The 10,265-nt window shown below is 63.9% G+C and carries 12 protein-coding genes; 10 read left to right on the top strand and 2 right to left on the bottom strand.

The window, feature by feature from the left end; genetic code table 11:
* Positions 1–226 precede the first annotated feature (226 nt).
* A complete protein-coding gene (locus ACH438_RS34865) occupies positions 227–1,330 on the bottom strand; it encodes a 3-deoxy-7-phosphoheptulonate synthase (protein WP_397013180.1) in 1,104 nt (367 codons plus the stop codon).
* A 109-nt stretch (positions 1,331–1,439) separates the two neighbouring features.
* Between ACH438_RS34865 and ACH438_RS34860 the strand changes: the two genes are divergently transcribed.
* From ACH438_RS34860 to ACH438_RS34825, 8 genes are read left to right on the top strand one after another with little or no spacing between them, the layout of a single operon-like run.
* A complete protein-coding gene (locus ACH438_RS34860) occupies positions 1,440–1,940 on the top strand; it encodes a PhzA/PhzB family protein (RefSeq protein WP_397013176.1) in 501 nt (166 codons plus the stop codon).
* A gap of 33 nt (positions 1,941–1,973) precedes the next feature.
* Positions 1,974–2,624, top strand: a complete 651-nt coding sequence (locus ACH438_RS34855; protein ID WP_397013172.1) for an isochorismatase family protein — start codon at positions 1,974–1,976, stop codon at positions 2,622–2,624.
* Positions 2,621–4,489, top strand: a complete 1,869-nt coding sequence (locus tag ACH438_RS34850; protein WP_397013169.1) for an anthranilate synthase family protein — start codon at positions 2,621–2,623, stop codon at positions 4,487–4,489. Before ACH438_RS34855 ends, ACH438_RS34850 begins: the two co-directional genes overlap by 4 nt.
* The gene (locus tag ACH438_RS34845) at positions 4,486–4,788 is read left to right on the top strand and encodes a hypothetical protein (protein WP_397013166.1); all 303 of its coding nucleotides are present in this window, start codon (positions 4,486–4,488) and stop codon (positions 4,786–4,788) included. The genes ACH438_RS34850 and ACH438_RS34845 overlap by 4 nt, the downstream gene beginning before the upstream one ends.
* 8 nt (positions 4,789–4,796) lie before the next feature.
* The gene (locus tag ACH438_RS34840) at positions 4,797–5,633 is read left to right on the top strand and encodes a PhzF family phenazine biosynthesis protein (RefSeq protein WP_397013163.1); all 837 of its coding nucleotides are present in this window, start codon (positions 4,797–4,799) and stop codon (positions 5,631–5,633) included.
* Positions 5,630–6,292 (top strand): phenazine biosynthesis FMN-dependent oxidase PhzG, encoded by a 663-nt coding sequence (gene phzG, locus ACH438_RS34835; RefSeq protein ID WP_397013161.1) that lies wholly within the window; start codon positions 5,630–5,632, stop codon positions 6,290–6,292. The genes ACH438_RS34840 and phzG overlap by 4 nt, the downstream gene beginning before the upstream one ends.
* A gap of 51 nt (positions 6,293–6,343) precedes the next feature.
* Positions 6,344–7,201 carry a class I SAM-dependent methyltransferase gene (locus tag ACH438_RS34830; RefSeq protein ID WP_397013159.1) on the top strand — a complete coding sequence of 286 codons (858 nt, stop codon included), beginning with the start codon at positions 6,344–6,346 and terminating at the stop codon, positions 7,199–7,201.
* Positions 7,202–7,247: 46 nt separating this feature from the next.
* Positions 7,248–7,841, top strand: a complete 594-nt coding sequence (locus tag ACH438_RS34825; protein ID WP_397013157.1) for a DUF2867 domain-containing protein — start codon at positions 7,248–7,250, stop codon at positions 7,839–7,841.
* 164 nt (positions 7,842–8,005) lie between these two features.
* Here ACH438_RS34825 and ACH438_RS34820 read toward each other — a convergent pair whose 3' ends face one another.
* Positions 8,006–8,248, bottom strand: a complete 243-nt coding sequence (locus tag ACH438_RS34820; RefSeq protein WP_397013155.1) for a sigma factor-like helix-turn-helix DNA-binding protein — start codon at positions 8,246–8,248, stop codon at positions 8,006–8,008.
* Positions 8,249–8,696: 448 nt separating this feature from the next.
* Between ACH438_RS34820 and ACH438_RS34815 the strand changes: the two genes are divergently transcribed.
* Both ACH438_RS34815 and ACH438_RS34810 read left to right on the top strand, forming a co-directional pair.
* Complete coding sequence (locus ACH438_RS34815) at positions 8,697–9,587, top strand: sensor histidine kinase (RefSeq protein ID WP_397013153.1); 891 nt, start codon at positions 8,697–8,699, stop codon at positions 9,585–9,587.
* Positions 9,584–10,234 (top strand): response regulator, encoded by a 651-nt coding sequence (locus ACH438_RS34810; RefSeq protein ID WP_397013151.1) that lies wholly within the window; start codon positions 9,584–9,586, stop codon positions 10,232–10,234. Before ACH438_RS34815 ends, ACH438_RS34810 begins: the two co-directional genes overlap by 4 nt.
* Positions 10,235–10,265: the final 31 nt, after the last annotated feature.

Here is a 10,265-nt window from a genome sequence, read left to right as displayed (position 1 = left end):
GGGGTGGTTCGGCGTCAAGATGGCGTTATCGCTGTGCCTGTCGGGTACGAGATTCGCGAGTGATTGATGTGTTTCGGGGGTCATCGTTTCACTCGGAGGGTGTTGTCGCATTGCGGATTTGGTAGATATTTCAACCGCTTCGAACTCAATTCGCTGATTGTGTGCGGCGTACCCGGTGTGGAAGCGACTATTTGGTCTGTGGTGTTCCGGTATTCCGCCGCGTCATTCACTCCCTACGTGCAGCCACCGCCTTCGCGAGGCCATGGAGCTGGGTGACAGTGGTATCCCAGCCGAGGCAGGCGTCGGTTATGGACCTCCCGTAGGCGAGCTTGTCGGCGTGCCCGAGAGCAAGGTCCTGCCGCCCCGCTATAAGGAAGCTCTCCACCATGACGCCGGCCATGCCGCCCTCGCCGCCGGCAACGCGATCGGCGATATCGGCGATCACATCGATCTGGCGGTTGTGGTCCTTGTTCGAGTTGCCATGGCTGGCGTCGATCACCACGCGTTGTGGAAGCATCGACTTCTCCAGGCGGACAAGGGTTTCGGCGACGGACTCGGCGCCGTAGTTGGGGCCGGCGGCCCCGCCGCGCAGGATTACGTGGCAGTCCTGATTGCCGGTGCTGCGGATGAGCGCCGAGCGGCCGTCCAGATCGGTGCCGGGGAAGACGTGGCTGGCGCCGGCGGCGCGCACGCCGTCCACGGCCACCTGCACGTCGCCGTCGGTGCCGTTCTTGATGCCGACCGGCATGGACAGCGCGCTGGCCAGCTGCCGGTGCACCTGACTGGCGGCGGTGCGGGCGCCGATTGCGCCGTAGGACACCAGATCCGCGATGTACTGCGGGGTGATCGGGTCGAGGAATTCGCAGGCGACCGGCAGGCCGAGCGCGGTGATGTCGACCAGCAGCCGGCGGGCCTGGCGCAGACCGGTGTTGATGTCGAAGGTGCCGTCCAGGTGCGGGTCGTTGACCAGCCCCTTCCAGCCCAGTGTGGTGCGCGGCTTCTCGAAGTAGACGCGCATGACCACGTGCAGCTGATCGGCCAGATCGGCGGCGTGGGAGGCCAGGCGGCGCGCGTAATCCATGGCGGCGGCGGGGTCGTGGACCGAGCAGGGGCCGACGATCACGATGAGGCGGTCGTCGGCTCCGTTCAGAATGTCCACTGTTGCCTTGCGGCCGGTGCGGACGGTCTGTGCGTGGGTGTCGTCGATCGGATACGCACGACGCACCTCGGCCGGTGAGATCAGTGGGGACATGCTGACCGTGCGCTGAGCGTCCAGATCGGACGACTCGAGGTCGCGGCGTGGCAGCAGGAGTTCGGCAGCGTTCGCCATCGTCGGCACTCTCTGTCGGAATCGGTTCGCGGGCAAGATCTTCCGGAATTCGAAACGGATACACCGTGCACGCTGTATCCGCGGTCCCGGCGATCGACTCTTGCTCTGCATGACGATCTCGACGGATCCCGGTTCACCTCACTTCGACCTAGGCGGCGATGACCCGGTGCGAGCCGCCAACCGCCGGTCCGTTGCGACATATATGAATTGCCGTGGGCAGGACAGACTTCGACGGCATCTGTTGTTTACCGAGGACGGTACCGGCGGGCTGTGGACCACCGAGACCGGCGAGCCCATCATCATTTCCGGCCGTGATCGGCTCGGAGAGCATGCTGTGTGGTCGCTGCGTTGTTTTCCCGACTGGGTGTGGACGGATGTGGAGATCTTCGATACGCAGGATCCGAATCGATTCTGGGTCGAATGTGAGGGCGCGGGGGCGATCATTTTTCCCGGCTATGAGCGCGGCCATTATGTGAACCATTTCATCCATTCCTTCGAATTCGAGAGCGGTCTGATCAAGCGGCAGCGTGAATTCATGAATCCGTGCAGGCAATTCCAGGCCCTCGGAATCTCCGTGCCGGCCGTACGTCGCGAGGGAATTCCCACCTAGCGACGGCGGGACCACTCTGGAAGGAGGTATCCGATGACGGCCGAGTTGACCGACTCGGAGGATGGGCGGCCGGGTCTGCCGCAGATCGCTGCGTATCAACTGCCGCCCCCGTTCCCGGCGAGCACCGCGACGTGGACTCTCGACCCGGAACGTGTCGCCCTGCTGGTCCACGATATGCAGGAGTATTTCCTGCGGGCGATTCCGGACGAGATGCGTGCGCGTCTGATCGGCAATACGGCGGCGGTCCGGGCCTGGTGCGCCGAGAGGGGTGCCCCGCTCGCCTTCACTGCCCAGCCCGGCCGGATGACGACGATGCAGCGTGGTCTGCTCGCCGATTTCTGGGGTCCCGGCATGCGGACCAGTGCCGAGGATCGGCGGATCGTGCCCGAACTCGCACCGGCCGCGGGGGATTGGCAGTTCACCAAATGGCGCTACAGCGCCTTCCATCGCACCGACCTCCTCGCGCGGTTGCGCTCGGCAGGCCGGGACCAGCTGCTGATCTGCGGCGTCTATGCCCATGTAGGGGTGCTCGCGACCGCGATCGATGCGTTCAGCCACGATATTCAGCCGTTCGTGGTCGCCGACGCGACAGCCGATTTCACTGCCGTCGAGCATGCCCAGGCGCTGGACTATGTCGCTCGTCGCTGCGGTGTGGTTCTGACCAGCGATGAGGTCACGCTGTGAACGCGACGTCGGCGGTCCTGCGGGAGATCCTGCGGCCGGACCCACCGCCTTTCGCGCTGCTGTATCGGCGGACGGGCCCGGCCGGGCCGGGCATCGTGGAGGTGCGCACCGGCGATATCGTTCACCTCGAGCGGCTGGCTGATCTGCGTGCGCACACGTGTGGTGACCCGGATACGGCGGCGGATCTTGTTGTGGCCGTTCCCTATCGGCAGCTGGCCGAGCGCGGGTATCCCTGTCATGACGATGGTGCGCCGCTGCTCGCATTGCGGGTGCGAGGTGAGACGACCGTCGCGATCGACGAGTTCGCCACCTTGGTGCCCGATCGCCCGACCCGATTGCGGGACGCGGGATTCGACATGGATGACGAGGCCTATGCGGCGCGCGCCGAGCGAATCATCAGCGAGGCCATCGGCGCGGGTGACGGTGCGAACTTCGTTCTCAAACGTACATTCCGTGCCACGATTCCCGAGTATCGCCCGTTGGATGCGCTGGTGGTCTTCAGCAGGTTGCTGGCCGCCGAGCCCTCGTCGTACTGGACCTTCGTGTTGTACACCGGCGAGCGCACACTACTCGGTGCTTCACCGGAGCGACATCTGAGCGTGCGGGACGGGCGGGCCGTGATGAATCCGATCAGCGGCACCTACCGCTACCCCGAGGGCGGGCCGACGCTGCCCGGCATCACCGCTTTTCTGGGCGACCGGAAGGAGACCGACGAACTGTTCATGGTGGTGGATGAGGAACTGAAGATGATGGCCCGCATCTGTGATGCCGATATCCGCGTCCACGGCCCCTACCTGAAACCGATGTCGCATCTGGCGCACACCGAGTACATCATCGAGGGCCGAACCTCGGGCACGGTTCCGGATCTATTGCGGGAGACCATGTTCGCCCCCACGGTGACCGGCAGCCCCGTACAGCGTGCCACCGAGGTGATCTACCGTCATGAGCCGGAGGGCCGTGGCTATTACAGCGGTGTGGTCGGCCTGATCGGTCAGGACGATTCAGGTGCGAACCTCGATTCCGCGATCACTATTCGCACGGCCGATATCGATGCGGCCGGCAGACTGCGGATCGATGTGGGCGCCACCATCGTTCGTCATTCCGATCCGCAGGCAGAGGCACGGGAGACCCGGGTCAAGGCGGCGGGCCTGCTGGCGGCGATGACCCACGATCAGGCGGTGTCCTGGCAGCATCACCCGCAGGTGGTCGAAACGCTGGCGCGGCGAAACGACTCGATTTCCGGTTTCTGGCTCGGCCGGTCCGGGGGGGATTGCGGTTCCCCGCTGGGCGGTTTACGGGTGTTGATCGTCGATGCCGAGGACACTTTCACCGCGATGCTGGCACATCAGTTGCGCGCTCTGGGCGCGGTGGTGCTGGTGTGTCGCATCGACGAGGTGTGGCGTGCCGATCAGCACGACCTGGTGGTGATGGGTCCGGGGCCGGGCGACCCGCGCTCGTCCGAGGATGCCCGGATCAGCAGGTTGCGTGCGAGTGTGGACGGCCTTTTCGCGGCGCGCCGACCGTTCCTGGCGATCTGCCTGAGCCATCAGATAGTGTGCCGCCGTTTGGGTTTGGAACTGGTCCGGCGAGAGGTGCCCAATCAGGGTGTGCAGCGCCGGATCGAGTTGTTCGGCCGGCCCGAGACGGTGGGCTTCTACAACACCTTCGCCGCCCGCCACGGCGCTGACAAGGTCGAGGTCGACGGTGTCGGGATCGTGGAAATCTGCCGTGATCCGGCGACCGGTCAGGTGCACGCGACGCGAGCGGAGCGCTTTGCGTCCCTGCAATTTCACCCGGAGTCGTTGCTGACCGTCGATGGTCCGCGGATCACGGCGACCTTGATCGAGGAGGTGATGCAGCGATGATCGCCGATATCTCCTGGTGGGATCTCGCTGATTCCGGGGTGACGGTCGACGAATTGCGGGCCGATCTGACCGAGGAGCGATTGCGGGATTGGCGGCATGCCGGCGGGCTGTCGACGAAGCTGTGGCTCGCCGACGAGGAGCATCGGCGCTGGGGCGCGGTGATGCTGTGGACGCGGCCGCCGCGTCCGGATGCGCTGCCGCCCAACCGGGCTCGCGACCTCATCGGGTCCGCGCCTGCTCACCGGGTCCGTTTCCATGTCGTGGCCGCAGTGCGCGGACCGCAGGACCTCCACCGATAGGTACCCGTATGCTGTCCTACACCGTTGTCGACGCGTTCACCAGCGACCCGCTATCCGGTAATCCGGTAGCGGTCTTCTTCGACGCCGATCATCTCGATGCCGCCACGATGCAGCGCATTGCCAACGAAATGCATTTGTCCGAAACAACTTTCGTGTTGCACCCACGTTCCGGCTGGGATGCGTGGGTTCGGATCTTCACGCCGGTGAATGAGTTGCCGTTTGCGGGACATCCGATTCTCGGCACCGCGCTGGCCGTATCCCAGCGCCTGGGTATCCGGTCGCTTGCGCTGGAGACGGCGATGGGGATCGTCCCCGTCGATGTCGAGCCATACGACAATGGAGGCGGCCGGGTTCGGATGTCCCAGCCCATACCGGTGTCAGCGCCCTATAGCCGGGCCGGAGAGCTGCTGTCCGCGCTCGGCGTGTCCGCGGCGGCGCTACCGGTCTCGGAGTACCGCAACGGTCCCCGGCATGTACTGGTCGGGGTCGGCGGCCTGGATGAATTATCGGCGCTCACACCGGACCAGCGTCGCCTGGCCGCGCACGAGGATATGGCAGCAATCTGTTTCGCCGATGCGGGCGATCACTGGCGTATGCGGATGTTCTCCCCGGCCTACGGTGTCGTGGAGGATGCCGCGACCGGTTCCGCGGCAGGTCCGCTGGCAATCCATCTGGCTCGTTACGGATGGTCCCGTTTCGGCGATGAAGTCCGGATCCGTCAAGGTGTCGAGTTGGGCCGCCCGTCCGACATGTTCGCGACCGCGCGCGGCGATGACACGAGTGTCGAATCGGTGGCTGTCAGCGGTGATGCCGTGACCGTCGCGCGAGGGAGTTTGCTGTTGTGACTCGACCGGAGGACCGCGCTGTGCGCCCAGCCGACCATGAGACGTTGACCGCCGCCGCCGAGAGCGACTTTCCGGAGTATTTCGATCCGCCCGCCGATCCGTCGGAGGTCCTCGAGTCATGGCTGGCGGCGGCGCAGCGGCTCGGTGTGCGTGAGCCGCTGGCGCTGGCGTTCGCGACCGCCGACGCCGACGGTCGTCCGTCGACGCGGATGGTGGCGATCAATGCCTTCTCGCCCGGGGCACTGGTTTTCGCCACTCAGACCACCAGTCGCAAGAGCCGAGAGCTGGCGGTGAACGACCGCGCCTCCGGGGTGCTGTATTGGCGGGAGACGGGGCAGCAGATCGTGTTGTCCGGCTCGGTCGATCCGCTCGCTCTCGGTGAGTCCGACGTCATGTGGGCGACGCGCCCGAGGGCGTTGCATCCGATGTCGGTGGCCTCCGAGCAAAGCCGGGAATTGGCCGATCCCGAGTGGCTGGCCCGCCGCGCAGCCGAACTCGCCGTCCACGAGGACCCGCTGCCACGCCCGGCCCGATACTGCGGGTACAGGTTCGAGTTCCACGAGGTCGAGTTCTGGTGCTCGGATCCGTTCCGCCTGCATCGCCGGCTCGTATACCGGCGTACGGGCGGCAATTGGCAGTGGACCCGCCTGCAACCGTGATTGCTTTCCCCGCAATGGATATCAGCCTTCCGACAACCTCCTGGAGTCGACATGACCACCGCCCATCCCCGGTCCGTTGCCGAGCTGCGGATCCCCGACGGCGTCGGCCAGACCGCGCTGTTCGTCGCGTGGCAGCGGCACGCGGAGAGTGCCCGCGCCGACGCATTGTTCCGAGATCCGCTGGCCGACTGGGTGACCGGCACCCTCGCCGATCACCGCGACATGCGGCACTGCACGGGGATGGTGCGTGAAATGCTCGGTGAAGTACCCGATTACCCTGAATATTTCGCGATCCGCACCCGGTACTTCGACGACCGCATCGAGGCTGCGCTGCGAGGTGGTCTGCGCCAGATCGTCACGCTGGCAGGAGGTTTGGACGGCCGACCGTTCCGCCTGTCGTGCCCCTCCGGCGCCGATTGGTTCGAAGTCGATCTGCCGGATATGGTCCATTTCAAACGATCGATCGCCCCGCTGGCGGGCCTGCGACCGCGCTGCCACTGGTATCCGGTCGCCGCCGACCTGACCGGTCCGTGGTTGACGGAGCTGTCAGCCGCGGGATTCGACCCGGCCCGCCCGACGGTGTGGTTGGTCGAAGGCCTGCTGATGTATCTGTCCGACGCGGACTGCGATGCACTGCTCGCGTCCATCCGGCAAGCGGCCGCGCCGGGCAGCCGCCTGCTGTTGGAACATCTGCAGGCGCCGATGCTCGGTGAGTTCGGCCGTGCTGCCCGCGCACGGGTGGAATCGCAAGGTGCGCACTGGCTGTCGGCTCGTGATGACATCCCGGAGTGGCTGGCCCGGCACGGCTGGACAGGCGACGTGCACGCCGGCGACGATCCGGCCATCGGTCACGGTCGTGCGGTCGGTCCCCAGCCCGCTTGCTGGCTTGTCTCGGCGACCCCGGCCTGATCATCCCTTCCCGCACAACATTTGGACACCGATGGAGGTCGGACCCATGAGACTCCCCAATTCCGCCTACGCCGCACGTGCGTGGCGTTTATCCGAGATCGCGCCCGATTTCCGGGTCGAGGACGTGTGGGTATTACCGGCCCGCGGTAGCCACGACGAGTTTCCTGATCTGGTGAAGCAGATAGCTGAGGGCGACGACGCTTTCGACAGTGAGCGCCTGGCCATTCTGGTGTACGTGGCCCGGCAGAAGCTCGGTGCCTGGTTCGGCTGGGATAGTCCCGGCACCGGCACCGGCCTCGGTGCACGGGTCGCGACGCTTCGTGAGCGCTTGCCCGAGGGTGCGGACTACGGTGAGCGTGGCCCGGATCAGCGAGGCGCCCCGTGGATTTCGGTCTACCGGACCGATCGCGAGTGGGTGAGCGAGTACGCGAACCGCACCGTCCATGCGTTGATGCACGTCGGCTGGGTACCGGACGGCGCGACTGCCTATCGTGGTGAAATGACGGTGCTGGTGCGCCCGAACGGCCTACTCGGCCGCTTGTACATGGCCGGTATCCGCCCATTCCGCCGGTTCGTGGTGAATCCGGCGTTCTTCCGTATGGTTGCGCGCAACTGGCAGAGTGGCCGCAGGATCGAGTAAACGAACGTGACCTATCGATCCCGGCTCTCGATCGTTCACGAGCTGGGTGAAGCGCTGCAGCGCGCGTGAACCGTTGGCTGTGGTGAAGGCTGCTGGGTGGGTGGCCGCGCTGACTCGAAGTCGGCGTGTGCTGTCGAAATCTGCTACCGGCCAATAGCTTTCGGTCACCTCTGCCACTCCTTCCGGAAGCTTGCACGCGCTCTTGCCAATCGGGACTTGGCGGTGCCGACGGGCACGCCGAGTAAGTCGGCTGCGGCACGTTCGTCCATGCCCTCCATGCCCTCCATGCCCTCCATGCCCTCCATGCCCTCCATGTCCCGTAACAGGAGGATCGCGCGGCGGCGGAAGACCACGATCAATGCTTCTTGGACGGCGTCGGGCCCCGTCATCGAGTGCCCATGCCGCACAAGAGCAGATCCGTTGAGGACCGATCTGGATACACCGACTGGGCCATCAGATTTTCTGCTCGAGCAATTACGCAAATGGAAGGCTGGTGCATGGCCAGCCCGAGTAGCTGTTGATCGACGGTCCCTCATATTTGGGTGTCATAGCAACCTTTACCTTTCTTTAACCTTGGCGGACTCTGTCTTTGCTGCTGTGTTGCCACGCTGCGTTCGGACGTGATATAACGCATCAGTGCGTGAATTCTGGACACGCAGCTCGGGCATGCCGGTCTTATGAATATGAGGATTCACTGTGGTAGGGGCTCTCAACTCGAATCTCGCTCACGAGTTGATGAGACGACATGATCGGATCGTTCTTCGATATGGGCAAGCGCTGGAGGACAGCGGCAATCCGTTGATCTCCGATGGATCGTTGTGGGCCGAGTGTGCTGTGTCCGTCGTCCTCGACTGTGTGAACTCACTGGAGGCCGGTCTACCGGTCTCGGTGCACGATGACGGCGTGCTCTTCAAAAATCGGGACGAGGTAAGGTCCAATTCGGGAAGTCGACTCGGCTCTTCGGTGCGGGCGGCCATGCTGCTCTACGAGATCATTGTCGAAGAATTGCATGAGATCGATGAATCGTCGCCGATTCGGTCGGCCGAATGGAGCGCGGTGCTGGTTACGCTGGGGCGTAGTATGTTCGTGCGCTTGGAGGCCGGAGTGAATGCGTACGACTCGTTTCTGCTGAACCAGATCGGAGAGCTGTACGATTCCGTGCGAAGTCGATTGGCACGCGATCTGCATGATCGACTGGGAAGTTCCCTCAGCGTCTCCATGCGGCAACTGGAAACCTATGTCAGAACCACCGCTGCCGCTTGCTCCGAAATACGATCGGTGATCGTGACACTATCGGAGGCGATCGTTCAGATATCCGATTTGATAACGGACCTTCGACTGCGGGAGGATGGCGAAAGTCTGCGCAGTGCACTCGATGCATTCGTGGCGATGATGGGCTCGCCGCCGCCGGAGATCGAGATCGATATAAACGGCCCGGAACAATGGGTGGGCCGCGGAGTTCTCGACGAGATATTCCTGATACTTCGGGAGTGCCTTCGGAACGTGTACTCGCACGCTTGCGCGCGCCGAGCGGTTGTCACCGTCGATATCACGCCCCGAGAGATAGTCGCCTTGGTGGCCGACGATGGAATCGGGTTCGAGCCGTCGAAAACCGGGCGCAGCAACGGCTTGCAGTCGATGGTGGAGCGAGCGGAGATCCTATCCGGATCGGTCACGGTCGACACGGCACCGAAGCGAGGGACCCGCATCCATGTCAGGGTGCCGATTCGGCCGGTCTGCGGATGAGGTTGCCGAACGCCATTTCGGTCGTCGTAGTCGATGATCATACATTGTTGCGAGTTGCGCTCTGCAATATGTTGCGCGCAGAGGAAGGTATCGATGTCGTAGCCGATGTCGGCGACGGGTGGACCTGCATCGCGACCGCGGCTCGGTTGTTGCCGGACGTGATCATTCTCGATATCGAGATCCCCGGAGACGGCGTACATGCTACGCTCCGGCAATTGGCTGAAGTCAGTCCGAATTCCAGAATTCTGATTCTAAGCATGCACCGGGATGTCGATCTCATCCGAGAACTATCTGATTCGGGGATAGCGGGCTATCTGCACAAGAGTGCGAGTGGCGAATCGTTGGTCGCTGCAATCCGGGGTGCCGGTGTCGGTCCTCGCGATCCTGTCCTGGTTGTTTCGGCAGGGGAACTACACATATTCTCGCAGGACTGCAATTACGGACTCACCGGTCGTGAGATCGAAGTAATAAATCATGTTGCAGATGCGCTGAGCAACCGTCAGATCGCTTCACAACTCGGTATTTCGGAGAGTACCGTCAAGCGGCACATGGGTAGAATCTTCGAAAAATTAGGTGCGGTCTCACGGCTGGATGCGGTGAATCGGGCGGTGGCGGCTAAAGTCATCAAACCGCGCATGGGCCAGTAGGATACCAGGCAAGTTGAACCTTCCATATGGA

Origin of the sequence: Nocardia sp. NPDC020380, assembly GCF_044386975.1 — a bacterium.
GTDB lineage: Bacteria > Actinomycetota > Actinomycetes > Mycobacteriales > Mycobacteriaceae > Nocardia.
This window is presented reverse-complemented; position numbering and strand designations above follow the sequence as displayed.

What these genes read in the sequence shown, in the direction of transcription:
- ACH438_RS34825 (WP_397013157.1), top strand. Translation starts at nt 7,248, where the DNA reads ATGAGACTCCCCAATTCCGCCTACGCCGCACGTGCGTGGCGTTTATCC.
- ACH438_RS34865 (WP_397013180.1), bottom strand. Translation starts at nt 1,330, where the DNA reads ATGGCGAACGCTGCCGAACTCCTGCTGCCACGCCGCGACCTCGAGTCG.
- ACH438_RS34855 (WP_397013172.1), top strand. Translation starts at nt 1,974, where the DNA reads ATGACGGCCGAGTTGACCGACTCGGAGGATGGGCGGCCGGGTCTGCCG.
- ACH438_RS34830 (WP_397013159.1), top strand. Translation starts at nt 6,344, where the DNA reads ATGACCACCGCCCATCCCCGGTCCGTTGCCGAGCTGCGGATCCCCGAC.
- ACH438_RS34810 (WP_397013151.1), top strand. Translation starts at nt 9,584, where the DNA reads ATGAGGTTGCCGAACGCCATTTCGGTCGTCGTAGTCGATGATCATACA.
- ACH438_RS34860 (WP_397013176.1), top strand. Translation starts at nt 1,440, where the DNA reads ATGACGATCTCGACGGATCCCGGTTCACCTCACTTCGACCTAGGCGGC.
- ACH438_RS34840 (WP_397013163.1), top strand. Translation starts at nt 4,797, where the DNA reads ATGCTGTCCTACACCGTTGTCGACGCGTTCACCAGCGACCCGCTATCC.
- ACH438_RS34845 (WP_397013166.1), top strand. Translation starts at nt 4,486, where the DNA reads ATGATCGCCGATATCTCCTGGTGGGATCTCGCTGATTCCGGGGTGACG.